Below are 25,449 nucleotides of genomic sequence, written 5' to 3'. Positions count from 1 at the left end.
ATGACTTCCGACACGACCCGAAGCACTCCACCGAACGGCAGCCACTGGTACGACGCGGAGGCCGGACCTCTCGTCCGCCCGTACGCGATGACCGGCGGCCGCACCCGGCCGGGGCCCACCAGCGTCGCCTTCGACCTGATCGCCCTGATCGACGTCGAGGAGGAGGCGCTGGCACAGTCCGACGAGGGCGCGCTCGGCTACGAGCACCGCCAGCTGATCGACCTGTGCCGGGTGGAGACCCAGACCGTCGCGGAACTCGCGGCCGACGCCGATCTGCCGGTCGGCGTCGTCCGCGTGCTCCTCGGCGACCTGCTGGAGATGCACGTGATCAGGGTCAGCCGCCCTGTTCCGCCCGCACTGCTGCCCGACGAGAAGATCCTGAGAGAAGTGATCGATGGACTCCGTGCGCTCTGACCGTTCCGTTGACGGCACCGCCCTGGCGCTGAAGATCCTGGTGGCCGGGGGCTTCGGGGTGGGCAAGACCACCCTGGTCGGTTCCGTCAGCGAGATCCGCCCGCTGCGCACCGAGGAGCAGCTGAGCGAGGCCGGACAGCTGATCGACGATATCGACGGGGTGGAGAGGAAGACCACGACCACCGTGGCGATGGACTTCGGACGGATCACCATCCGGGCGGGACTCGCGGTGTATCTGTTCGGAACGCCGGGCCAGGACAGGTTCTGGTTCCTGTGGGACGAGCTGGCCACCGGCGCCCTGGGCGCCGTGGTGCTGGCCGACACCCGCAGGCTCCAGGACTGCTTCCCCGCCGTGGACTACTTCGAGCACCGGAGTATCCCGTTCCTGGTCGCGGTCAACTGTTTCCCCGGGTCTCGTTCGTACGGCCCTCACGAGGTGTCCCGCGCTCTGGACCTGGACAGCGGCACCCCCGTGGTGCTGTGCGACGCCCGGGACAAGGATTCGGGAAAGGAGGTGCTCATCCGTCTCGTCGAGTACGCCGGGCGGATGCACACCGCCCGGCTGCTCGACTCGGCGGAGCCGGACCCGGTCGGCTGACGGGCCCGGTCGGCTGGCGGGCCCGTTTCCCACTGCACCGGGGGGCGATCTGAGCCTGCCATTTTCCGTGATCTCGAGTTATCCACAGGGGATGGTGGGAGTCGGAGTGCCTCGCTAGATTCGTCACACAACGTAGTCGTGAGGCGAGCGGGGGTAGACCGTGAGTGAGCATGTGGCGGGGATGCGGGAGCGTGCGGGGTACACGTCGGAGCGGGCCGGACGGACGTCGGGGCAGCCGGCGCCCGGGCGGGGGAGAGGCGCCACCCGGCCGGACCGGCCGGTGCGTGTGCGCGGCGCCGTGGGGAGCCCGGGGCGGCAGCCGGACGGGCCGGGGGAGCTGGTTCCGATGGGCCGGGCGGCGGTGGAACTCGGCCTCAAACCACGCGAGTTGGAGACCGCCCTGCAGGTGGGAGCGGTGCGCGCGACGCGCGACGCGCAGGGACGGAGCCGGGTGGCGGCTGCGGAAATCGTACGGTTGACCTCCCAACCGGGCCATCCGCGGGCGCTGCGCGCTCAGGTGCGGCTGGTGGGGACCCTCGAGGGGGCCAGGCTGCTGGGGATCGGCGCGGGCAGATTCGCCCGGCTGGCCCGGGCGGGGTGCTTCGCGCCCATGCGCTTCTACGTCAACCGGTATCGCGCGGTGGTGTGGCTGTATCTCGCCGCGGAGCTCGAGGAGTTCGCCGAGCGTGAGCCCGAACTACTGGAGGGCCGCACACCGCCGGGCGTCCGGGCCCGGACGGAGGACGGCTCCGACTGGCGGCCGCGGCTGTGGCGGGAGCGGCGCGTGGAGCAGCTCGCCGCCGAGACCACGGACCCCTGGGCGCAGGCCGCACTGCCGGCGGCGGTCCTGGCGCCCGGCGAGGTGTGCGACGTGGTTCGCGACCCCGGCGAGCGGCAGCTCCTCGAGCGGCTGCGCCCGGAGCAACTGATCGTGCGGGGCAGCTCGGAGGCGGCTCGCGCGGTCACGGCCTGCCAGCTCACGGCGGACCACGCGGACGAGATCCTGGACTACCGGACGCAGCTCCAGGTGATGCTGAACGCGGCACGGGCGGTGTGCCCGCTTCCGCCGGTGGCCGTGGAGGGCGGAGCCGCGGAGCCGCCGGGCGGCGCCGCACCGGGGTGCGGGCCGGACGCCGTCGTTCGCGAGCGCCCACGGGGCTTGCGGCGCTGGCTGGGACGGAGGACGGGGGCGGCGGCGGGGGCTTGAACTCGGGGCAGCGGCGGCGGCGATGGAGCGGGCCCGGCAGCCCACGGCACGCCACGTGCCCGCGCCCGTGCCGGACACGGAGGTACCCCGGCCGCAGAGTGCCTGGACGCGGGGGTGCGCCGGACAGGGGGTGGGCCGGATGCGCGCACGCACGCGGATGCGCGCACGCACGCGGATGCGCGCACGCACGCGTATGGGCGCACGCACGCGGATGCGCGCACGCATCCGGAGGTGCCCCCGCCCGCGGATGCGCGCCGCAGGCCGAGGTGCCCCGGCCGCAGGGGTACGCGGTCGCGGCGACCCCCCGTCAGGAACCGTGCCGGGTGAGGGGGCGGAACAGGCCCTCCTGCATCACCGAGACCAGCAGGCGGCCCTCGCGGTCGTAGATCAGGCCGCGGGCCAGTCCGCGTCCGCCCGTCGCGATGGGCGACTCCTGCTGGTAGAGGAACCACTCGTCCGTGCGGAACGGGCGGTGGAACCACATCGCGTGGTCCAGCGACGCCATGTCGAAGCCCCGCGGGCCCCACAGCGGCTCCACGGGGATGCGCACGGCGTCCAGCAGGGTCATGTCGCTGGCATAGGTGAGGGCGCAGGTGTGCACCAGCGGGTCGTCGCCGAGCGGCCCCAGCGCGCGCATCCACACCGCGCTGCGCGGTTCGGCGTCCTTGAGCTCCTCCTGGGTCCACCGCAGCCGCTCGACATAGCGGATGTCGAAGGCCTGGCGGCGCTCCATCCGCTGCATCGCCTGGGGGAGTTCGCCGAGACGCTCGCGCATCTCGTCGGCCAGGCGCGGCAGCGACTCGGGATCGGGGACGTCCGGCATCGGGACCTGGTGTTCGAAGCCGGGCTCGGGAGAGTGGAAGGAGGCGGTGAGGTTGAAGATCGTGCGGCCCTGCTGGACGGCGACCACCCGGCGGGTGGTGAAGGAGCGTCCGTCCCGCACCCGTTCCACCTGGTACACGATGGGCACGCCGGGGATGCCCGGGCGCAGGAAGTACGCGTGCAGGGAGTGCACCGGCCGCTGCCCGTCCGTCGTACGCCCCGCGGCGACCAGCGCCTGGCCCGCGACCTGCCCGCCGAACACGCGCTGCAGGGACTCCTCCGGGCTGCGGCCGCGGAAGATGTTGACCTCGATCTCCTCGAGGTCCAACAGATCCACGAGCCGGTCGGCCGGGTTGCTCATGCGTGCTCCTTCGCAGCGGGACGGGCCGGGCGGGGGGCGCGGCCCCCGGCGGCAGAGGTCAGAGCTGGCCGACGTCCGTCACCCGGATCACGGCGCGGCCCTCGGCGTCCGAGGCGGCCAGATCCACCTCGGCGCTGATGCCCCAGTCATGGTCGCCCTTCGGGTCGTCGAACGTCTGCCGGACGCGCCAGAGACCGTGCGCCTCGTCCTGCTCGATCATCAGCAGCTTCGGGCCGCGCGCGTCCGGGCCGGTGCCCAGGTCCTCGTACTCGTCCCAGTACGCGTCCAGGGCCTCGCCCCACCGCTCCGCGTTCCAGCCGGACTCCTCGTCCAGGGCGCCCAGCTCCTCGGCGTCGTCGAGGGCGGCCAGTTCGACCCGGCGGAAGAGCGCGTTGCGGACCAGCACCCGGAAGGCCCGGGCGTTGGTGGTGACCGGCTTGACCTGGTCGGCGTGCTCCATCGCCTCCTCGGCGGACTCCTCCTCCGGGTTGGCCAGCCGCTCCCACTCGTCGAGCAGGCTGGAGTCGACCTGGCGGACCATCTCGCCCAGCCACTCCACGATGTCCTGGAAGTCCTCCGACTTCAGATCGTCCGGCACGGTGTGCTGCAGCGCCTTGTAGGCACTGGCGATGTAGCGCAGCACGATGCCCTCGGTGCGGGCCAGCTCGTAGAAGGAGACGAACTCGCTGAACGTCATCGCCCGCTCGTACATGTCGCGGATGACGGACTTGGGGGAGAGGGGGTGGTCGCCGACCCACGGGTGGGAGCGGCGGTAGGTGTTGTAGGCGTGGAAGAGGAGCTCCTCCAGCGGCTTGGGATAGCTGATGTCCATCAGCCGCTCCATCCGCTCCTCGTACTCCACCCCGTCGGCCTTCATCTGCGCGACGGCCTCGCCCTTGGCCTTGTTCTGCTGGGCGTGCAGGATCTGCCGCGGGTCGTCCAGCGTGGACTCCACGACCGAGACCATGTCCAGGGCGTACGACGGCGATTCGGGGTCGAGCAGGTCGAAGGCGGCCAGGGCGAACGTCGACAGGGGCTGGTTGAGGGCGAAGTCCTGCTGCAGGTCCACCGTCAGCCGCACGATGCGTCCCTGCGCGTCGGGCTCGTCGAGCTGTTCCACCACGCCGCCGGCCAGCAGCGAGCGGTAGATGGCGATGGCGCGGCGGATGTGCCGCAGCTGGTTCCGGCGCGGCTCGTGGTTGTCCTCCAGCAGCCGGCGCATCGCCTCGAAGGCGTTGCCGGGGCGGGCGATGATCGCCAGCAGCATGGCGTGCGTGACCCGGAAGCGGGAGGTCAGCGGCTCGGGCTCGGAGCCGATGAGCTTGTCGAAGGTGTCCTCGCTCCAGTTGACGAAGCCCTCGGGGGCCTTCTTGCGGACGACCTTGCGACGCTTCTTCGGATCGTCGCCGGCCTTGGCGAGGGCCTTCTCGTTCTCGACGACGTGCTCGGGCGCCTGGGCCACGACCAGCCCCGCCGTGTCGAAGCCGGCCCGGCCGGCCCGCCCGGCGATCTGGTGGAACTCGCGGGCGCGCAGCGTGCGCACCCGGTTGCCGTCGAACTTCGTCAGCGCGGTGAAGAGCACGGTGCGGATGGGGACGTTGACGCCGACGCCGAGGGTGTCGGTGCCGCAGATGACCTTCAGCAGACCGGCCTGGGCGAGCTTCTCCACCAGCCGCCGGTACTTGGGCAGCATCCCGGCGTGGTGGACGCCGATGCCGTGCCGGACGTAGCGGGAGAGGTTGCGGCCGAAGCCCGTGGTGAAGCGGAAGTTGCCGATCAGATCGGCGATCTGCTGCTTCTCCTCCTTGGTGCACATGTTGATGCTCATCAGCGCCTGCGCCCGCTCCACGGCCTGCGCCTGGGTGAAGTGGACGATGTACACCGGCGCCTGCCGGGTCTCCAGCAGCTCGGTGAGCGTCTCGGTGAGCGGGGTGGTCCGGTACTCGTACGACAGCGGCACGGGGCGCGTCGCCGAGCGGACGACCGCGGTGGGGCGGCCGGTGCGCCGGGTCAGGTCGTCCTCGAAGCGGGAGACGTCGCCCAGCGTCGCCGACATCAGGACGAACTGCGCCTGCGGCAGCTCCAGCAGCGGGATCTGCCAGGCCCAGCCGCGGTCCGCCTCGGCGTAGAAGTGGAACTCGTCCATCACGACCTGGCCGATGTCGGCGTCCTTGCCGTCCCGCAGCGCGATGGAGGCCAGCACCTCGGCCGTGCAGCAGATCACGGGCGCGTCGGCGTTGACGGACGCGTCGCCGGTGAGCATGCCGACGTTCTCGGTGCCGAACAGCTTGCACAGGTCGAAGAACTTCTCCGAGACCAGCGCCTTGATCGGGGCGGTGTAGAAGGTGACCTGGTCGTTCGCCAGCGCCGTGAAGTGGGCGCCCGCCGCCACCAGGCTCTTTCCGGAGCCGGTGGGCGTGGACAGGATGACGTTCGCCCCCGAGACGACCTCGATCAGCGCCTCCTCCTGTGCGGGATAGAGGGAGATGCCCCGCTCCTCGGTCCAGCCGGCGAAGGCTTCGAAGAGAGCGTCGGGGTCGGCGGTGCTCGGCAGCTGATCGATAAGGGTCACGCCCCCATACTGCCTTCCTTCGGGCGAGATCGGGGAACCGCCCGTCCCGATGAAGATCGTCCGCGCTATTGTGTGCCGCCGGTGTACGGCTGGTGAGAGATGAGCCACAAGGGGTGGGGGGAAGTCGCATGATGGGTCCAGCGCACTCGCTGTCGGGAGCGGCGGCGTGGCTGGGGGTGGGTGCGGCGGCCACGGCGGCCGGGCACGGGATGCCCTGGCCGGTCCTCGCCGTCGGGGCGCTGATCTGCGCGGGGGCCGCGCTGGCCCCCGACCTCGACCACAAGTCGGCGACGATCTCACGCGCCTTCGGACCGCTGTCCCGGCTGCTCTGCGAGATCATCGACAAGCTCTCGTACGCCGTCTACAAGGCGACCCGCAAGCCCGGCGACCCCCGCCGCACCGGCGGCCACCGCACCCTCACCCACACCTGGCTCTGGGCCGCGCTGACCGGCGCGGGCTTCTCCGCGCTCGCCGTGCTGGGCGGGCGCTGGGCGGTGTTCGTGATCCTCTTCATCCATATGGTGCTGGCCATCGAGGGCCTGCTCTGGCGGGCCGCGCGCGTCTCCAGCGACGTCCTGGTGTGGCTGCTGGGGGCCACCAGCGCGTGGATCCTCGCCGGCGTACTGGACAAACCGGGCAACGGTTCGGACTGGCTGTTCACCGACCCCGGGCAGGAGTACCTGTGGCTCGGGCTGCCGATCGTGCTCGGGTCGCTGGTGCACTGCATCGGGGACGCGCTCACCGTATCCGGCTGCCCGATCCTGTGGCCGATCCCGCTCGGCCGGAAGCGCTGGTACCCGCTGGGGCCGCCCGAGTTCATGCGTTTCCGCGCCGGCAGCTGGGTGGAGCTGAAGGTGCTGATGCCCGTGTTCGCGCTGCTGGGCGCGGTGGGCGGGCTCGGGGCGCTGGGGTATATCGGTTAGGGCGCCGCGCCGCCCGAACCCGCGAGGACGACGACGGAGGGCCCGGGATCACTCCCGGGCCCTCCCCATGTCAGCGGTGCGCCCACTGGCTCACCCGTGCCACGACCGCCACAGCGCCGCATACGGCCCGTCCGCCGCCACCAGCTCCGCATGGCTGCCGAGCTCGCTGATCCGGCCGTCCTCGACCACCGCGATCACATCCGCGTCGTGCGCCGTGTGCAGCCGGTGCGCGATGGCGACGACCGTCCGCCCGTCCAGCACCCGCGCCAGTGACCGCTCCAGATGCCGCGCCGCCCGCGGGTCGAGCAGCGACGTCGCCTCGTCCAGCACCAGGGTGTGCGGATCGGCCAGCACCAGCCGGGCCAGCGCGATCTGCTGCGCCTGGGCCGGCGTCAGCGCCGTACCGCCGGAGCCGACCTCGGTGTCCAGCCCGTCGTCCAGCGCCCGCGCCCACTCCGCCGCGTCGACCGCGCCCAGCGCGGCCCACAGCTCGGCGTCCTCGGCACCGGTGCGGGCGAGCCGCAGATTGTCGCGCAGGGTGCCCACGAACACGTGGTGCTCCTGGTTGACCAGCGCCACATGCGCGCGCACCCGCTCCGCCGGCATCCGCGCCAGCTCGGCGCCGCCCAGGGTGATCTCGCCCTTGCGCGGCGAGTAGATCCCGGCGAGAAGCCGCCCCAGCGTGGACTTCCCCGCGCCGGACGGTCCGACGAGCGCCACCCGGGACCCGGGCCGCACCTTGAGCGTCACCCCGTGCAGCACGTCGGCGTCGGCCCGGTAGCCGAAGCGCACCCGGTCTGCGTGCACGGTCCGCCCGGCCGGCGCCACGTCCTCGTCGCCGGCGTCCTTCTCGATCTCCCGTACGCCGACGAGCCGGGCCAGCGACACCTGCGCGACCTGCAGTTCGTCGTACCACCGCAGGATCATGCCGATGGGCTCGGTGAGCATCATCGACAGCAGCGAACCGGTCGTCAGCTGCCCCACGGTGATCCAGCCCTGGAAGACGAACCAGCCGCCGAGCATCAGCACGCCGCCGAGGATGATGATGTGCGTGGCGTTGAAGACGGGGAAGAACATGCAGCGCAGATAGAGGGTGTAGCGCTCCCAGGCCACCCACTGCCGGATCCGGGTGTCCGACACCCCGATCCGCTCCCCGCCCAGGCGGTGCGCCTCCACCGTCCGGCCGGCGTCCACCGTCTCGGTGAGCGCGGCGGCGACGGCGGCGTAGCCGGCGGCCTCCGAACGGTACGCCGAGGGCGCCCGCTTGAAGTACCACCGGCACCCCGCCAGCAGCACCGGCAGGGCCAGCAGCACCACGATCGCCAGCGGCGGCGCGGTCACGGTGATGCCGCCGAGCAGCAGCACCACCCACACCACGCCGATGGACAGCTGCGGCACGGCCTCGCGCATGGCGTTCGCGAGCCGGTCGATGTCGGTGGTGATCCGCGACAGCAGATCGCCCGTACCGGCCCGCTCCAGCACGCCGGGCGGCAGCCCCACGGACCGTACGAGGAAGTCCTCGCGCAGGTCCGCCAGCATCTCCTCGCCGAGCATCGCCCCGCGCAGCCGGACCAGCCGGACGAAGACCGCCTGGATGACGAGTGCGACGGCGAACAGCGTCATGACGAGCCCGAGACGCAGCTCGCGGGCGCCGTCGGAGAGGTCCTCGACCAGCCCGCCGAGCAGATACGGGCCGGCCATGGAGGAGGTCACGGCGACGCCGTTCACCAGTACCAAGATGACGAAGGCCCGGCGGTGCCGGCGGAACAGTTCCGCGACGTACGCGCGGACGGTGGCGGCGGACCCCACCGGCAGGGTGGTGGCCGTCCGGGGCGCCGCCGGGTCGTATTCCGGTGGTGCCACGCCGATCATGCGGACTCCTCGATGGTCGCGAACTGGGCAGCGCGCCGGGCGGCGCGTGGGGCTGAGTGCGCGGCGGCGCTCTCTTCTTCGGTCTCCCGGGTCACCACGGCGCGGTAGTCCGGGCTGGTGCGCAGCAGATCGCGGTGCAGGCCCACCGCGGCCACCTCGCCGCCGTCCAGGAAGACGACGCGGTCCGCGCGGTCCAGCAGCAGCGGGCTGGAGCTGAGCACCACGGTCGTCCTGCCGGAACGTATCTCCTTGATACCGGCGGCGATCCGGGCCTCGGTGTGCGAGTCCACGGCGCTGGTCGGCTCGTCGAGCACCAGCACCTGCGGGTCGGTCACCAGCGACCGGGCCAGCGCGAGCCGCTGGCGCTGACCGCCGGACAGCGACCGGCCGCGCTCGGTGATGCGCGTACGCATCGGATCCCCGGAGTCGTCCACCGACGCCTGCGCCAGCGCGGTCAGCACGTCCCCGCACTGCGCCGCGTCCAGCGCCTCCTTGGGGCTCACGGCCCGGGAGGACGGTACGTCGAGCAGCTCGGCCAGCGTGCCGGAGAGCAGCACCGGGTCCTTGTCCTGGACCAGCACCAGCCGGCGCGCCTGCTCCAGCGGCAGTTCGTCCAGCGGCACCCCGTCCAGCAGCGCGGAGGGCGCGCCGTCCGGCTCCGGCGGATGCCCGCCGAGCCGGTCGGCCAGCCGCCCGGCCGCGTCCGGATCGCCGCACACCACGGCCGTCAGCACGCCGGCCGGGGCCAGCAGCCCGCTCGCCGGGTCGGTCAGGTCGCCCAGCGGCTCGGCGTCCAGCGAACCGGCCGTCGTCCGCGACAGGGCCAGCACCCGGGCCGCGCGTTTGGCGGACGGCTTGGAGAAGGAGTACGCCTGGGCGATCTCCTGGAAGTGCCGCAGCGGGAAGAGCAGGAAGCTCACCCCGCCGTAGACGGTGACGAGTTCGCCCACGCCGATCGCGCCGTCCTGCACGAGCGAGACGCCGTACCAGACCACACCGATCATCAGCAGGCCCGGCAGCACGACCTGGACGGCCGCGAGCAGCGCCCACATGCGCGCGCTGCGCACCGCGGCCCGCCGTACCTCCTGGGAGGAGGCGCGGTAGCGGTCCAGGAACAGCTCCTCGCCGCCGATGCCGCGCAGCACCCGCAGGCCCGCCACGGTGTCGGAGGCCAGTTCGGTGGCCTTGCCCGCCTTGGCGCGCTGCTCGTCGGCCCGCTTCGTGGCGCGCGGCAGCAGGGGCAGCGGCGCGAGCGCCACGAGCGGCAGCGCGAGGGCCACGATCAGGCCGAGCTCCGGCGAGTACACGACGATGCCCGCGACCACCGCGCCGGCGGTGACGAAGGCGGCGGTGCAGCGGGAGAACGACTCGACGAACCAGCCGATCTTCTCCACGTCACCCGTCGACACGGCGACGACCTCACCGGCCGCGACCCGCCGGGTCAGCACGGAGCCCAGCTCCGCGGCCTTGCGGGCGAGCAGCTGCTGCACGCGGGCCGCCGTGGTGATCCAGTTGGTGACGGCCGCCTTGTGGATCATGCTGTCGCCGAGCGCCAGCAGCACGCCGAGCGCCAGCAGCAGCGCGCCGGACCAGGCCAGCCGCTCCCCGTCGCGGTCGACGACCGCCTGTACGGCCATGCCCAGCGGAATCGGGATGGCACCGATCGGCATCATCCAGACCAGGCCCCACAGCAGCGAGGCGATCTGCCCGCCCAGCTGCTGCCGGCCCAGCCAGAGAAGGAAACGGAATCCGGACCGGACATCGGGTTCGCCGGGGTCCGGATACGGAAGATCGCGCAGTCGCATGACGTCCCAAGGGTCGGGTCGGGGAGAAGACAACCGTGCAACCCTGGCGGAATTCGACAGCCCAATTCAACTGCTTTTTCTCCACTACGGGAGGTTCCGGCCAGGGGCGACCCGCACCCGGCTGCGGGCCGGGACCGAACGCCTGCCCCGTACCCCCGGCCCCCGCCTCACGCCGGCCGCGTCGCCCGCTCCAGCTCGATCAGCGCCGAGTGGTAACTGCGCCCCGTGGCCCGGTCCATGCCGATCTCGCACATCCGGTTCGCCGACAGGTGTACGTCGAAGTCACGCGCCGTCACCTCGGCCGCCTCGCGCCGCGTGGAGGACGCCGTCAGCTCCTGGTGGAGCATGCCGCGGTCGCCCGCGAAGGCGCAGCAGCCGGCGTCGTCGGGCACCAGCACCTCGTCGGCCACCGCCCGGGCCACGGCCGTCAACTGCTCCTCGTCGCCCAGGTGCCGCATCGAGCAGGTGGGGTGGACGACGGCGGAGCCGGCGGTGCGCAGGATCTCCAGCCGCGGCAGCAGTTCGTCGGCCGCCCAGACGAGGGAGTCGAGGACGGTGAGCGCGGCGTGCAGTTCGCGGTTGTCGTCGGTGAGGTACGGGACGACCTCGTGGGCGATGCCGAGCGTGCACGAGGAGGCGTCCACGACCAGCGGGAGCCGGCCGCCGCCGGTCCACCGCCAGGCGGCCTCGACCATGCGGTTGGCCATCAGCCGGGTGCCGTCGTCGTAGCCCTTGGAGTGCCAGATGGTGGAGCAGCAGGTACCGGCCACGTCGTCCGGGATCCACACGGGCCTGCCCGCACGCGCGGACACGGCGACGACCGCCTCCGGCAGGGACGGGCCCTCGTGGCCGTCGGGGTCGCCGAAGATGCGGTTGACGCACGCCGGGTAGTAGACGGCCACCGCCTCGGGCCTGGAGGTGGGCGGCAGTTTACGGGCGGCGGCGCCGGGGATCTCGGGCAGCCACTCGGGCACCAGGTCGGGGCGGACCGCCTTGCGGGCCAGGCCCGTCGCCGATTCCAGCAGCCGGTCGCTGATCCGGTCGGCCGCCGCGACCGCGAGGCGGGCGGAGCGCTCGGCGGCCTTGAAGTGCCTGGCGGTGGCGCGCGCCACCTTCTCCTCGCGGCGCGAGTGCCGCTGATGGCGGAAGTCCTTCATCAGCTGGCCGGTGTCGATGCCCACCGGGCAGGCCAGCTTGCACGTCGAGTCGCCGGCGCAGGTGTCGACGGCGTCGTAGCCGTACTGCTGGAGCAGGCCGTCGTTCACCGGCGACTGCGGTGCCTGGCGCATCATCTCCCGGCGCAGCACGATCCGCTGGCGGGGCGTGGTGGTCAGATCGCCGCTGGGGCAGGTGGGTTCGCAGAAGCCGCACTCGATGCACGGGTCGGCGATCAGCTCCACCTTCGGGATGGTCTTCAGGCCGCGCAGATGGGCCTGCGGGTCGCGGTCGAGCAGCACGCGCGGGGCGAGGATGCCGCGCGGGTCGACGAGCTCCTTGATGCGCCACATCAGCGCCGTGGCCCGCTCGCCCCACTCCAGCTCCAGGAACGGCGCGATGTTGCGGCCGGTGGCGTGCTCCGCCTTCAGCGAACCGTCGAAGCGCTCCACGGTGAGCGTGCAGAACTCGTCCATGAACGCCGCGTACCGCTCCACGTCCGCCGGCTCGCCCGCGTCGAACGCCAGCAGGAAGTGCAGGTTGCCGTGCGCCGCGTGCCCGGCGACCGCCGCGTCGAACCCGTGCCGCGCCTGCAGCGCCAGCAGCTCCTCGCACGCCTGCGCCAGCCGCGACGGCGGTACGGCGAAGTCCTCCGTGATGAGCGTGGTCCCCGGCGGGCGCGAGCCGCCCACGGCGGTGACGAACGCCTTGCGGGCCTTCCAGTACGAGGCGATCTTCCCGGGGTCGCGGGTGAACTCGTTGGTCACCGACGCGACGGGCGCGACGAGTTCGAGCCCGCCCAGCACGCCCGCGGCGGCCTTCTCGTACGCCTCCCGCGCCGCCTCGTCCGGCGCCCGGTACTCCACCAGCAGGGCCGCCGTCTCCTTGGGCAGCCGCGCCCAGTCCGCCGGCACCCCGGCGACGCTCACCGAGGCGCGCAGGGTGTTGCCGTCCATCAGCTCCACGGCCAGCGCCCCGCTGTCGTTGAACAGCGGCACCGCGGCGGCGGCCGCCTGCAGCGTGGGGAAGAACAGCAGCGCGCTGGAGGTGAGCCGGTGCAGCGGCAGCGTGTCGAAGACCGTCTCCGCGATGAACCCGAGCGTGCCCTCGGAGCCGACCATGAGACCGCGCAGGATGCCGACGGGGGTGTCCGCGTCCAGGAAGGCGTCCAGCCGGTAGCCGTTGGTGTTCTTGATCTCGTACTTGGCGCGGATCCGGGCGGTCAGCTCCGCGTCCGCCTCGATCTCCGCCTTCAGCGCCATGAGACCCGCGCACAGCTCCGGCTCCGCCTGCGCCAGCCGCTCATCGGCGTCGGCGGCCGCCGTGTCGACGACCGTCCCGGACGGCAGGACGAGGGTGAGGGAGGACAGCGTCCGGTAGGAGTTGCGGGTCGTGCCCGCCGTCATGCCCGAGGCGTTGTTGGCGACCACGCCGCCGAGCGTGCAGGCGATCGCGCTCGCCGGGTCGGGGCCCAGGACGCGGCCGTGGCGGGCGAGGGTCGTGTTCGCGCGCACCACGGTCGTACCGGGCCGGATCCGCGCCCGCGCGCCGTCGTCGAGCACCTCGACGCCGGCCCAGTGGCGGCGTACGTCCACGAGGATGTCCTCGCCCTGCGCCTGGCCGTTGAGCGAGGTGCCGGCGGCGCGGAACACCAGCTTGCGGTCGTTGCGGTGGGCGTACCGGAAGAGCTTCGCGATGTCGGCGAGGTCCTCGGCCAGCACCACGGCCCGGGGCAGGAAGCGGTACGGGCTGGCGTCCGAGGCGTACCGGACCAGGTCGGAGACCCGCCACAGCACCTTCTCGGGGCCGAGCAGCGCCGTCAGCTCACCGCGCAGCGGCTCCGGCGTGCCCTCCGCCAGGGTGTCGGCCACCCGGTCGGGGGCGGGGCCTTCGGTGGTGGCGGGACGCAGTGCGCCGGGCTCGGGCTCCAGGAGCGGCATGGTGCGGGGGCCTCCTCAGCAGTGGTTCTCCGGTCTGTCGACCAAGGTGGAGAGTAGTCCTCCCAGCTGCGTGCGCTGCTCCTCGGTCAGCGGTTCCAGGATGTCCTCCGCGGCGGACTGCCGCGCCCGGCGCAGTTCGCGCAGCATCGCGCGGCCCTCGTCGGTCAGCTCGATCAGCACCACCCGGCGGTTGGCCGGGTCCTGCGCGCGGCGTACGGCACCCAGCTCCTCCAGGGCGTCGACCAGCGTGGTGACGGCGCGGGGCACGACCTCCAGATGCCTGGCCAGGTCCGCCATCCGGGGGGCCTCGCCGCGCTGCGTGTGGGAGCCGACCGTACGCAGCAGCCGGGACTGGGCGGGGGTCAGGCCCAGCGGGCGGAACGCCTGCTTCTGCGCGTGGTGCAGCCGGCGCGTGAGGCGCAGCAGCTGCTCGGCGAGCTGGCCGGAGGAGTCGGCCTGCTCGGCGGCGGCCCCGGCACCGCGGTGCGGGTGCTCCGCGGGTGCCGTGAGCGGGCGGGAAGCTTCGGGCGAGGGCATGTGTTCACCATATCAGGACTCCGCTCATTGTGAGTATAGGTAACAATGAGCTATGCTCCCTACAGTCGATCCTTAGGAGGCTCATGCCGCACCCCCACGACACCCCCGACTTCACGCCCCCGTCCGCCGACCCCGAGCAGCCGGCGCAGGTGCGCCGCATCCTGCGCCTCTTCCGCCCGTACCGCGGCCGGCTGGCCGTCGTCGGCCTGTTGGTGGCCGCGTCCTCCCTCGTCTCCGTCGCCTCGCCGTTCCTGCTGCGCGAGGTGCTGGACACCGCGATACCGCAGGGCCGCACTGGTCTGCTCTCGCTCCTCGCCCTCGGCATGCTCGCCGTCGCCGTCCTCAGCGGCGTCTTCGGCGTCCTGCAGACCCTCATCTCCACGACCGTCGGCCAGCGCGTCATGCACGACCTGCGCACCGGCGTCTACGCCCAGCTGCAGCGCATGCCGCTGGCGTTCTTCACCCGCACCCGCACCGGCGAGGTGCAGTCCCGTATCGCCAACGACATCGGCGGTATGCAGGCCACCGTCACCTCCACCGCGACCTCGATCGTGTCGAACGCGACCAGCGTCATCGCCACCGTCGTCGCGATGCTCGCCCTCGACTGGCGGCTGACGGTCGTCTCCCTGCTGCTGCTCCCGCTGTTCGTCTGGATCAGCCGCAAGGTCGGCCGCGAACGCAAGAAGATCACCTCGCAGCGGCAGAAGCAGATGGCCGCCATGGCCGCGCAGGTCACCGAGTCCCTCAGCGTCAGCGGCATCCTGCTCGGCCGCACCATGGGCCGCTCCGACTCCCTCACCCGCGACTTCTCCGCCGAGTCCGAGCAGCTCGTCGGACTGGAGGTCCGCTCGAACATGGCGGGCCGCTGGCGGATGGCCACGATCGGCGTCGTGATGGCCGCGATGCCGGCCGTCATCTACTGGGCCGCGGGCCTGGCCATGGCGGGCGGCGGCGCCGCGATCTCCCTCGGCACGGTCGTCGCGTTCGTCTCGCTCCAGCAGGGGCTGTTCCGCCCGACGGTGAGCCTGCTGTCCACCGGCGTACAGGTGCAGACGTCCCTCGCCCTCTTCCAGCGGATCTTCGAGTACCTCGATCTGCCCGTCGAGATCGACGAGCCGGAGGTCCCGGTGCGGCTGGAGAAGGTCGCCGGCGACGTCCGCCTGAAGGACGTGTCCTTCCGTTACGACGAGGCCCACGACACCCTGACCGGCGTCGACCTCACCGTCCCGGCCGGCACGAGCCTCGCCGTCGTCGGCCCGACCGGCTCCGGGAAGACGACCCTCAGCTATCTCGTGCCGCGGCTGTACGACGTGACCTCCGGCAGCGTGTCGATCGACGGCGTCGACGTACGCGACCTGGACTTCGACAGCCTGGCCCGGGCCGTCGGCGTGGTCTCGCAGGAGACGTACCTCTTCCACGCCTCCGTCGCGGACAACCTGCGCTTCGCCAAACCGGACGCCACGGACGCCGAGCTCGAGACCGCCGCGCGGGCTGCGCAGATCCACGACCACATCGCGTCCCTGCCCGACGGCTACGACACGCTCGTCGGCGAGCGCGGCTACCGGTTCTCCGGCGGCGAGAAGCAGCGCCTGGCGATCGCGCGCACCATCCTGCGCGACCCGCCGGTCCTGATCCTCGACGAGGCCACGTCCGCCCTGGACACCCGTACGGAGCACGCGGTGCAGCAGGCGATGGACGCCCTGTCGGCCGGCCGTACGACGATCACCATCGCGCACCGCCTGTCGACGATCCGCGACGCGGACCAGATCGCCGTCCTCGACCACGGCCGGGTGGCCGAACTGGGCACGCACGACGAGCTGCTGGCCGCCGACGGCCGCTACGCGGCGCTGGTACGCCGCGACGCGCGGACGGAGGAGACGGCGGACGTCGCGGCGTGAGGGGCGCTCGGAAGGCGACGTGAGTGGTTACGGTGACCCCATGGCAGTCATCACCCTCGTGCAGGGCGACATCACCGAGCAGCACGTCGACGCGATCGTGAACGCCGCCAACTCCTCCCTCCTCGGCGGCGGGGGAGTCGACGGCGCCATCCACCGCAAGGGCGGCAAGAAGATCCTCGAGGAGTGCCGCGCGCTGCGCGCCTCCCGCTACGGCAAGGGTCTGCCCACGGGGCTGGCCGTCCCCACCACGGCGGGCCTGCTGCCCGCGCGCTGGGTGATCCACACGGTGGGCCCCGTGTACGCGGCGGACGAGGACCGCTCCGGACTGCTGGAGTCCTGCCACCGCGAATCGCTCGCCGTCGCCCGCGAACTCGGCGCCCGCACGGTGGCGTTCCCCGCGATCTCCACGGGCGTCTACGGCTGGCCGCTGGACAGCGCGGCGCGGATCGCGGTCCGCGCCGTCCAGCAGGCCGTGGACAAGGCGGCGTTCGACGAGGTCCGCTTCGTGCTCTTCGACGAGCGGGCGTACGCCGCCTTCGAGGACGCGCTGCGCTGACTCCGGCGGACTACGAGGTGCAGGGGCCGAGGTCCTCCCAGACGCCCCACTGGCCGGTCGTGCCCGGTTCCTCGCCCTGGGTCCACCACTTGGCGCGCCAGACGCGGCCGTTCCAGCTGACCGTGCTGCCGCCGGTGTAGACCGCCGACGCGCTCCACGCCGCGGCGCACGACGGGTCGGGGTCGGGATCGGTGCTGCCGCCGCCGATGTTCACGTCGATGCACGCGTAGAACGCGTTGTTGGTGTCGGCGATGTTCCACACGGCGAGCACCTTCTGGCGGCCGGTGATGCTGCCGAAGTCCACCTGGTGGGTGACCGTCTCGGCGGGCTGCGCGCCGCCCCCGCTGACCTCGGCGACCTTCTGGCTGCCCACGTAGTACTGCCAGTTCGCGGTGGCGTGGCGGGCGGTGAAGCGCCAGGTGAAGCTGGTGACGCGGTTGACGCCGGTGACGTGCCAGCCCTTGCTGTCGTCGTTGAGCTCGGCGAACTGCGCGTTTCCGCCGCTGCAGCTGAACAGGCCCTTGGGCCCCTCGACGCTCTGCGGCTCGTACGTGATCTGCCCGCAGCTGACCGTTCCGGCGGCGCACTGCGCCTGGCGGCTCGGCGGCGAGTTCACATACCCGTGCGCACTGGCCGTGTTGACGGGAAGGGTGACCGCCAGTACGGGGGCGAGGGCGAAGCCGATCGCCGCGGCGAGCTTTCGTCTCGGTTGCATGCCGTCTCCTTCGCTGTCGAGGCCGTGGGGGCGGGGGCGGTGACCGCTGTCCCGGTGCCGCCCCCGCGACCTCGTCGGGTGGGGGGTGCGTGGAGTCAGGTCTAGACCTAAGGAGTGCTAGGTCTAGACCTTAGTCGTTGTCGGGCCTCGGTCAAGAGGTCCGCAACTCCCGTTCCCCGCACGGGAGAAGAGCCGCAGCCCGTTCAGCGGGGGCGGGACGGGTCCGAGCCGAGCCCGTACACCCCGTACGCGAACCCCTCCACCGTCACCCGCCCCCCGGGACCGAACGCGACGCCCGGCCCGCCCGCCACCGCGTGCGCGCGCGAGACGTTCAGGTCCTCGGGCAGCACCGCGGACGCCGCCGTACGACGGGGGTTGAGCGCCACGAGATGCGTACCCCCGCGCAGATAGACGAACGGGTAGCCGGCGTGCAGCACCCGCACCGAACCCGCCGCGCCCAGCGCGGGAGTCGCGCGGCGCGCCGCGATCAGCGCCCGCACCTGGTGTAGCAGTGAGCCCTGATCGGCGCGCTGCGCCGCGACCGTCGGGCGGCCGGGGGAGGGGTCCTGCGGCAGGTACAGGGCATCGGACGGGGCGCTGGAGAAGCCCGCGTTGGGCGTGCCGTCCCACTGCATCGGCGTCCGCGAGCCCTGCCGCTCCTCGGGCCCCATCTGGCTGCCCTCCGTGTCGGGCAGGCCCGGCAGATAGCGCATCCCGATCTCGTCACCGTAGTACAGCGTCGGGATCGACGGCCACGTCAGCAGGAACGCGAACGCGGGCGGCACCATCCGCGCCGTACGGCTCCCGCACACCAGCCGCGAGAAGTCGTGGTTCGCCGTCGGCAGGACGACGTGGCCGGCTCCGTCCACGGCCGCGCGCGCCTCCTCCCAGGCGGCCAGGAACACCTCCGGCGAACCCCGCCCCTCCGGGTCGAAGAAGCACGGGTCCGTACCCCACTCCGGGCGGTGGCTGCCCTCCGCGTTGCCCCACAGCGAGCGCAGCTCGTTTCCGACCGCGTGCAGGAAGAAGTCCGCGTGGAAGCCGGCCGGTATGGACCGCTTCGGCTCACCCCACTCCGCGATCAGCGCGCGGCCCGGATACGCGGTGTCCAGCCAGCGGCGCAGCTCCCGCCACAGCTCGCTCGTCGCGGCCTGCGCCGGATCGTCCTTCACCAGCGAGAACGCCATGTCGACCCGGAATCCGGCCACGCCCCGGTCGAGCCAGTACGCCATGATCTCCCGGATCGCCGCCCGGTTGGCGCGCGGTCCGGGTGCGTCGGGGCGCTGCCGCCACGGTTCGCCGGGGTGCGGGCGGGCGTGGCCGAAGTTCAACGCGGGCTGGAACGGGTGGAAGTTGGGCAGGTAGTAGCCGCCCCGGGCGCCGGGCACGGGCAGCCACGCCTCGGACGGCGGCTCCGGGGCCCAGAGATAGCGGTCGTCGTCGGGGTCGTCGGCCCACGCCCGGAACCACGGATGGCGGTCGGAGGTGTGCGCCGGAACGAGGTCCAGCAGCACTCTGATCCCGCGCTCGCCGGCCGCCTCGACCAGGGCGACGAGGTCCTTCTCCGTGCCGTAGCGCGGGGCCACGGCGAAGTAGTCGTCCACGTCGTAGCCCCCGTCCCCGAAGGGCGAGGAGAACAGCGGGCCGAACCACACCGTGTCCACACCCAGCCAGGCGAGATGGTCGAGCCGGGCCAGGGCGCCCGGCAGATCGCCGATCCCGTCGCCGTCGGAGTCGGCGAAGGACTGCGGGTAGACGTGGTAGACGACGGCGTCCCTCAGCCACTCGGGGGCGGGGCTCATACGGTGGGTTCCCTCCGGGCTCGGACGGCCGGCGCTCGACGTGGTCGTCCGGCCGGACGGGCTGTCAGTGCTGATGGTGGTTGTCGGTTGGGCCGGCCTCAGTGCTGATGGTGGTTGTCGGGCTGGGCCGGGTCCCCGGGGTGTTCCAGGCCGGGGACGAGGGTCAGCCGCTCGGCCCGTGCCCGGCCCAGCCACCGTACGAACGCCAGCCGGCGGGCAGCGCCGAGGCCGTCGTCCGGGGCGGGCCGGCCGGGCCCGTGCGGGACGACGGCGACGAGCGTCGCCGTCCACGTCCCGGCCGTCACCCGGCGACCTGGGCCCGCCGTCCGCAGCGCCGCCGCGAGTTCGGCGGGCAGGGTCTCGGGCGCGGCCTCGTAGTCCCCGTCGGGCGAGGCGATACGCCAGCGGACTCCGTCGGGTGCCGGGCGTACGCCGGGCTCCTCGGCCCGCACGCCGGGCTCCTCGGCCCGTACGCCGGCGGTGACCGCCGCGTACACGGCCCGCACCCACGGGCTCCGCTCGTACGCCGCCGCCGCGATGGACCCCAGCTCCACCGCCGCCCGCCGGTCCAGCCGCAGCGGCCCCACCGGGGTCAGCCCCCGTGCGGCGGCCTCCGCGGCGCACAGCTCCTCGGTCAGCAGCACCTGGGCCACCCACCGGGTGAGCTGGCGGTCCTCCGCCGTGCCGGGCTTGGGCAGCGCCGCCGACCGCGGGCCGCCGTGCAGCTCCGCGAGGCGCCGGTCCAACTCGCTGCGGGGCAGCGGCCGTCCGTCCAGGAAACCCAGCACGTCGCTCACGCCTCCTCCTCCACCACCAGCTCGACGGTCGGCGCGTACTGGCAGCGCCCGAACCACATGACCTTCGCCAGCACCCAGAAGGAGCCGGGCGCGAGGTCCGCAGGCGCGGCGATCCGGAAGGAGACCGTCTCCTGCGAGCCCGGGGAGACCGCCACCCCCCGCACCGGGTCGGGCAGCAACTGCCAGGTCCCCCACGGCGACACGGCCTGCACCTCGCCGCGGATCTCGCCGCGCGTGCGGTTGGCGAGGACGACGTCGAGCGTCGTACTGCCGCCCGGCCGCACCCGTACCGAGGCCGAACGGACCGACACGTCCAGCCCGCCGGCATCCCCGCCCTCCCCGACCCGGAGCGTCACCACGTCCTCGACCGTCTGCCCGCCGGACTCGGTCCGCACCGCCGCGAAGTACGTGCCCGGCTCGGCCCCGTCCGGCGGGCTCAGCACGACGGGGAAGCGCACATGGCCCGACGGCTCCAGCCGGTACGGCCGACGGCGTACGTCCGCCCGCCAGCCCTCCGGTACGACGACCTCAGCGGTGCCCTCGACCGCCGCGTCCGTCAGCTGCGAGGACAGCGCCACGGACAGCCTGACCGACTCACCGGACGTCGCGGCGAGCCCCGGCGTCACGGCGACCGACACCGGCAGATAACCGAGCGGCGCCGGACCCCGGTTGTGCAGCCAGTACCGCGCGTACACCGGCTGGGCGGCCTCCGCCGTCGCGCCGAGCACCGGCCCCTGGGCAGCGGACGCGGCGCAGCGTCCCACCACGGTGGCGACCTCGGAGCCCGCCAGCGACAGCGGGGCGGGCGCCCCGCCCGGACGCTCCAGCAGATCCGCCTCCCGCAGCTCCCCGAGCGCCAGCGCGCCCCCGACCTGTGCCGTACGGCCGAAGCCGGTCGACTCCAGCAGCCGCAGCGTCACCCCGGCCGCCGGGTCGGACTGCCGCGAGGACCCGTGCGCGACCGGGTTCCCGGCCGGCTTCAGCGTCCCCAGCAGCACCTCGCGGGGCGGCGACACCGACACCCAGCTGTGCGTGGCCGGGAGCGTCCCGTCGTGCGGCTGCTCGACCTGGGCATACAGCGGGTGGTTGAACTCCTGGCCCTGCGCGGGCAGCGTCAGCGTCCGCCAGTCGCCGTCGCCGGTGACCAGGGCGTACGCGAACTCGTGCGTCCAGTGCTGGAGCTGGAAGGCCGAGCCGTCCGGTACCGTCCGGCGGGGCGGGTCGATCCACACGCCGGACGGCCAGCCCGTGCACGAGCGCATCAGCGACAGGTGCAGGGCGCCGGAGGCGTCCACGGCGAAACCCGGCAGGCCGTACGTCAGCAGCGCCGCCGTGCGGTCGGCGAGGACCTCCGAGGCGGGCAGGGCGCCGGCGCACACGGCCGAGACCCGCGCGTCGGCGAAGTCCCCGGCCAGGGCGTCCGGATCGGCGACGACCAAGGCGGGCAGCGCCCGCGGATCGCGCAGGTCGGCCATCGGCTGCCAGACCTCGTGCAGCGGCTTCTCCGCCGGCACCCACACCCGCCCGTGCTCCGCGAAGGCCGCGGCGTGCCCGGCTCCGGCCCGCTCGAGGATCTCCCGGGCCAGCTCGTTGACCTCGGGGCCGCCCACGACCACGCGGAAGTCGGGCAGGTTGGAGTCGACGTCCAGCCAGCCGTAGCGCGAACGGTCGGCCGCCGACGTGGTCGCCGTGACGCCCGCGCGCGCCATCGCCACCACCAGCGCGCGGGCCTCCGACCCGTCGTGCCCCGCCGGGACGACGACCTCCGCGACGCCCAGCGCCCGGTCGCCGAGTGCGGAGCCGTCCGGCGCCGTCAGTGTCACCCGGGCCGTGGACCCCAGCCCGAACCACGTGTTCGCCGGGTTGTCCAGCGTCCACGGCGCCTCGGCCACGTCCACGTCGGGCAGGGCGAACCCGCGCCCGATCACGGCCCCCGCGACCTCGCTCACCGGCAGCCCGCCGGGCACGTCGACGGGGAAGCGCAGCCGCACGAGCCGGTCTGACCCGGCGAAGTCCACGACCCGCGTCACGCAGTCCACCCGCCCGACGCCGCGCCACAGGGTCACGGTCTGCTCGTACCGCATCCCGTCCACGGTCCCGGACCCCACCAGCCGCTCGCCCAGCGGGCCCGTCTCGCGGCGCACCGATCCCGGCGCCGCCGCGGAACCCGCCACCGCCGGGCCCTTCGGCAGCAGATGCCAGGGTCCCTCGCCGAAGTCGGGGTGCGTCGGGTACTCCTCGTACACCCGCAGCTCGTTGCCGACGGCGCCGTCCTGGATCAGCTCCCGGCCGTGCGCCTTGTCGTACACGCTCGTCAAGGCGCCGCCCCGGGCGGCGTCGGCCGTGACCCGGAAGCGCGCGTTCTGAGCCGTGTCACCCTCCGCCGGCGACCACAGCGCGTCCGCCTCGCCCGGTACGAGGCGCCAGGTGCGCCACCCGAGGGAGGGCACGTCCTGCGCCAGGAAGTGCAGCACGCCCCGCTCGACGGCCGACGGGACGGGTGAGCCGGTGTCGTCCACGACCCGTCCGCACCCGTCGGGGAGCGGCACGCTCACCACGCCGGACCGCGGGAAGGACAGGGTGTTGGTCACGACGAGCGCCACGCCGTCGCCCCGGGTGTCGACCCGGCCGGTGAGGGCGGCGAGCGCGGTGTCGCGCACCCCGGCCGCCAGGTCGTGGGCCTCGCGCCAGCCGCCCAGCAGGTCGAGGTACACCTGGTCCGACTCGGACCCGGTGATCGCGTCGTGGTGCGCGCCGTAGGCCAGCTGGCGCCAGACCTTGTCGAGTGCGGCGTCCGGATAGCGGCCGAGCCCCTGCAGCGCGGCGATCGTGGCGAGTTTCTCGGCGTCCACCGCGGCCACCTCGCCGGCGCGCTGGGCCTGCTTGGTGTCGATGTACGAGACGTCCTTGCCGGTGTAGACCGGGTTCATGTCCCGGGTCTGCGGGCTGGGCCGGCGTCCCGCGGCGGCCAGTCCGGCGCGTACGGCCGTGAGGAACTCGTGCGGGGTGCCGCAGACGAAGCGCGGCCACACGTACTTCGCCGCCCAGGACCGGTGGATCGCGGTGACCCACTTGTTCGGGGGCGTGTAGTCGGTGCCGACGGGCAGCAGCAGATTGCGGGTGGCCGCCACCGGCTTGAGCCTGCGGTACAGCTCGTACACCGCCGCCTCGGCCTCGGCCAGGTCGGCGGCGGAGTCCATCCACCAGCCGGCCGAGTAGTGGTGGGGCATGTAGTGCGTCAGCACGCCCCGGCCGGACGGCGCCAGCCACTCGAACTCGCTGGCGAACTGCATGACGGTGGCGTCGTTGTGGGCGTCGCGGAAGTTCTTCTGGATCGGGCCCCACTGGTGGAACGGGCCGCGCGCCCAGGCCGACCCGGTCAGTCCGGCGGCGTCCAGATAGCCCGGGAACTGCGGATCGTGGCCGAAGACGTCCAGTTGCCAGGCCGAGCGCGGCTCGCCGCCGAGGATGTCGCGCTGGTAGCCGATGCCGTAGACGAGATTGCGGATGGTCGCCTCGGCGCCGGTGAGGTTGGTGTTGGGCTCGTTGTACGTGCCGCCGATCAGTTCGACGCGGCCGGCGGCCAGCAACTGCCGGAGTTCCGCGCGGCGTTCGGGGTGGGTGTCGAAGTACGGCTTCAGGTAGTCGATCTCGGCGAGGACGAACTTGTAGTCCGGGTCGCGCCGCGCCAGGTCCAGATGGGCGTCGACGAGGGCGAAGCTGTTCCACTCGAAGGGCGGGCGGGTCGAGCCGTCCTCGGTGAGGAGCTCCCAGGGGGTGGTGTAGGAGCCCTGGGTGTTCCACCAGACCGGGTCGTAGTGGAAGTGCGACACCATGAACATCGTCCAGCCCGGTTCCGCGACGACGACCTCGGCCTCGCGGGCGGCGCCGCCCGCGCGGACCGTGACGGGCAGGACGGTGCCGGCGGGCGGCGCGTCCGCCAGGGTGAGCGGCACCTCGACCGGCCCCGTGCCGGTGGCCTCGCCGCGCACCCCGGGGCCGTCGACGGTGACCCGGACGGGTGCCGGGGCCTCGACGGTGACCCGCAGGACCTGGTGCGGGGAGTGCTCGGTCCCGGTGAACAGGTCGGTGGACTCGACGGCGGTGATGGCTACGGACACGGGGCGGTTCCCCTCAATCGTCGGCCGATGGGGTGGACAACGTTGTCAGGCGGACGGGATCAACTGCTCATCGCGCCAGCCACGTTCGCGTACCACGACGCCGGTCCGGTGCCGTTCACCGGAACCGCGTTGAAGTACTCCCACCCTGCCGCGCCCGCAAACGTCGGGTACGCGGCGACCAGGGACCGCAGCGTCGAGGCGAGCGTGCCGGGGTCGACGTAGCCGGAGCAGTTCGCCGGGTTGGTGAGCGCGCCGGTCAGCACCCGCGACGGGCTGAAGCCGTTGGCGACGATCGCGTCGTAGCCGCTGGTGCTCCCGAGACTGCCCCAGCCGCAGTAGAACTGGCCGGTGTACCAGTCGATGTCGCTCGCCAGGTCCTGCTCCAGCCGCTTGTAGCTGAAGCCGCCGGAGAACCGCGAGCCGCCCGACAGGTCGGACGCGACGGGCGTGAGCGTGATGATGAAGCCGTCGCCGAAGTCGGCGCGCAGCTGCCGGATCAGGCGTTCGGTGTCGGCGAGTGAGAAGCGCTCCTCGATGTCGAGGTCGACGCCGTCGAAGCCGTGCCGCTGGAGGGTCTCCTTGAGCAGCCCGTAGTAGCGCGGGAAGTCCTTGTGCAGATTGGTGTACGTGCCCGGGGCGGCGCCGCCGAGCAGGACGAGGGACTTCGTGCCGGACGCCTGGAGTTCGGCGATGTCCGTCCACATCCGGTCGTAGCGGGGGTCGGTGGGCGGGTGGTCGTTGAGGTGCACGCTGCCGTCGCCGTTCAGATGCAGGGCGGCGACCTCGATGTGGGTGGCGATGTCCTTGAGCGGGAGCGGCGAGACGTAGACGCCGTCCTGGTACTGGGTCTGGTAGTACGCGAGGGTGCGGTGTTCCGCGGCGGCGGTGCCGGCCGCGTGCGCGGCGGGGGACAGCAGGCCGGCGAGAGCGGCGAGCGTCGTGGCGCCCGCGGCGACGGCGGCCTTCCAGGCACGGGGCAGGTGGGGGATTCGCGACATGGATGTCCTTTCGGACGTAGGCGTTGTCATGGAGACCCGTCCAGGTCTCCGCGTCTGTGCGCGGTACGGGGTGCCGGAGCGTGTGCTCCGCCGGCCCCGTCCGGATGGAGGGACGGGGCCGGGTCGTGCGGGGAGGTGCAGGCGGCCACCTGGCGGAGGAGGCTAAAGGGCTTTAGTTCGGGTGTCAATGGATCGCGGTGACGGCCCAGTTGGCGCGGGGTGTCCGCTGAGCGGTGCGCACCCCTGCGGGGGCGTCCGGTGAGCGCAGCGCCACCGCGTACCCGTCGCCCCGGTCGGGGGCGGAGGACGCCACCGGGGCGCTCTTGCCGACGTCCTCCAGCTCGTCGTCGCGGTCG

17 protein-coding genes are annotated in these 25,449 nt (G+C 73.0%); 6 read left to right on the top strand and 11 right to left on the bottom strand.

Annotation, left to right across the window (positions count from 1 at the left end):
- From AB0M28_RS28905 to AB0M28_RS28895, 3 genes are all read left to right on the top strand, one after another.
- A complete protein-coding gene (locus AB0M28_RS28905) occupies positions 1-414 on the top strand; it encodes a DUF742 domain-containing protein (RefSeq protein ID WP_365411242.1) in 414 nt (137 codons plus the stop codon).
- Positions 395-1,012: an ATP/GTP-binding protein gene (locus AB0M28_RS28900; protein ID WP_365411239.1), complete on the top strand. Its 618-nt coding sequence runs from the start codon at positions 395-397 to the stop codon at positions 1,010-1,012. Before AB0M28_RS28905 ends, AB0M28_RS28900 begins: the two co-directional genes overlap by 20 nt.
- 181 nt (positions 1,013-1,193) lie before the next feature.
- Entirely contained in the window at positions 1,194-2,219 is a 1,026-nt protein-coding gene (locus tag AB0M28_RS28895; protein ID WP_365411263.1) for a DUF6397 family protein, read from the top strand.
- Between the two features lie 307 nt (positions 2,220-2,526).
- Here the strand turns inward: AB0M28_RS28895 and AB0M28_RS28890 are convergent, their stop codons facing one another.
- Complete coding sequence (locus tag AB0M28_RS28890; protein WP_365411236.1) at positions 2,527-3,402, bottom strand: acyl-CoA thioesterase II; 876 nt, start codon at positions 3,400-3,402, stop codon at positions 2,527-2,529.
- Positions 3,403-3,460: 58 nt separating this feature from the next.
- Positions 3,461-5,974: a DUF3516 domain-containing protein gene (locus tag AB0M28_RS28885; RefSeq protein WP_365411233.1), complete on the bottom strand. Its 2,514-nt coding sequence runs from the start codon at positions 5,972-5,974 to the stop codon at positions 3,461-3,463.
- A 128-nt stretch (positions 5,975-6,102) separates the two neighbouring features.
- Between AB0M28_RS28885 and AB0M28_RS28880 the strand changes: the two genes are divergently transcribed.
- A complete protein-coding gene (locus AB0M28_RS28880; protein ID WP_365411230.1) occupies positions 6,103-6,897 on the top strand; it encodes a metal-dependent hydrolase in 795 nt (264 codons plus the stop codon).
- Positions 6,898-6,987: 90 nt separating this feature from the next.
- Here the strand turns inward: AB0M28_RS28880 and AB0M28_RS28875 are convergent, their stop codons facing one another.
- From AB0M28_RS28875 to AB0M28_RS28860, 4 genes are all read right to left on the bottom strand, one after another.
- Positions 6,988-8,769, bottom strand: a complete 1,782-nt coding sequence (locus AB0M28_RS28875) for an ABC transporter ATP-binding protein (RefSeq protein WP_365411227.1) — start codon at positions 8,767-8,769, stop codon at positions 6,988-6,990.
- Positions 8,766-10,574, bottom strand: coding sequence for an ABC transporter ATP-binding protein (locus AB0M28_RS28870; protein ID WP_365411224.1), 1,809 nt, complete (start codon positions 10,572-10,574; stop codon positions 8,766-8,768). Before AB0M28_RS28870 ends, AB0M28_RS28875 begins: the two co-directional genes overlap by 4 nt.
- A gap of 167 nt (positions 10,575-10,741) precedes the next feature.
- Entirely contained in the window at positions 10,742-13,669 is a 2,928-nt protein-coding gene (locus AB0M28_RS28865; RefSeq protein WP_365411221.1) for an FAD-binding and (Fe-S)-binding domain-containing protein, read from the bottom strand.
- A 15-nt stretch (positions 13,670-13,684) separates the two neighbouring features.
- On the bottom strand, positions 13,685-14,206 hold the full coding sequence (locus tag AB0M28_RS28860) for a MarR family transcriptional regulator (RefSeq protein WP_365411218.1): 522 nt from the start codon (positions 14,204-14,206) through the stop codon (positions 13,685-13,687).
- An 83-nt stretch (positions 14,207-14,289) separates the two neighbouring features.
- Here AB0M28_RS28860 and AB0M28_RS28855 point away from each other — a divergent pair, with 83 nt between their 5' ends.
- Both AB0M28_RS28855 and AB0M28_RS28850 read left to right on the top strand, forming a co-directional pair.
- Positions 14,290-16,104 carry an ABC transporter ATP-binding protein gene (locus AB0M28_RS28855; protein WP_365411215.1) on the top strand — a complete coding sequence of 605 codons (1,815 nt, stop codon included), beginning with the start codon at positions 14,290-14,292 and terminating at the stop codon, positions 16,102-16,104.
- 40 nt (positions 16,105-16,144) lie between these two features.
- The gene (locus tag AB0M28_RS28850) at positions 16,145-16,660 is read left to right on the top strand and encodes an O-acetyl-ADP-ribose deacetylase (protein ID WP_365411212.1); all 516 of its coding nucleotides are present in this window, start codon (positions 16,145-16,147) and stop codon (positions 16,658-16,660) included.
- A 10-nt stretch (positions 16,661-16,670) separates the two neighbouring features.
- Here the strand turns inward: AB0M28_RS28850 and AB0M28_RS28845 are convergent, their stop codons facing one another.
- The 5 genes from AB0M28_RS28845 to AB0M28_RS28825 all read right to left on the bottom strand — a co-directional run bounded on the left by AB0M28_RS28845 (position 16,671) and on the right by AB0M28_RS28825 (position 25,093).
- Entirely contained in the window at positions 16,671-17,375 is a 705-nt protein-coding gene (locus AB0M28_RS28845; protein ID WP_365411209.1) for a lytic polysaccharide monooxygenase, read from the bottom strand.
- 203 nt (positions 17,376-17,578) lie between these two features.
- Positions 17,579-19,177 carry an alpha-amylase family glycosyl hydrolase gene (locus tag AB0M28_RS28840; protein ID WP_365411206.1) on the bottom strand — a complete coding sequence of 533 codons (1,599 nt, stop codon included), beginning with the start codon at positions 19,175-19,177 and terminating at the stop codon, positions 17,579-17,581.
- 98 nt (positions 19,178-19,275) lie between these two features.
- Positions 19,276-19,974, bottom strand: coding sequence for a hypothetical protein (locus tag AB0M28_RS28835; RefSeq protein WP_365411203.1), 699 nt, complete (start codon positions 19,972-19,974; stop codon positions 19,276-19,278).
- Positions 19,971-24,095, bottom strand: a complete 4,125-nt coding sequence (locus AB0M28_RS28830; protein ID WP_365411200.1) for a glycoside hydrolase family 38 C-terminal domain-containing protein — start codon at positions 24,093-24,095, stop codon at positions 19,971-19,973. Before AB0M28_RS28830 ends, AB0M28_RS28835 begins: the two co-directional genes overlap by 4 nt.
- Before the next feature lie 59 nt (positions 24,096-24,154).
- The gene (locus AB0M28_RS28825) at positions 24,155-25,093 is read right to left on the bottom strand and encodes a glycosyl hydrolase family 18 protein (RefSeq protein WP_365411197.1); all 939 of its coding nucleotides are present in this window, start codon (positions 25,091-25,093) and stop codon (positions 24,155-24,157) included.
- Positions 25,094-25,449 lie beyond the last annotated feature (356 nt).

The sequence above is a fragment of the Streptomyces sp. NPDC051940 genome (assembly GCF_040680895.1).
Classification (GTDB): Bacteria; Actinomycetota; Actinomycetes; order Streptomycetales; family Streptomycetaceae; genus Streptomyces.
Note: the sequence above shows the minus strand (reverse complement) of the source record. Positions and strands in the feature narration are given on the sequence as shown.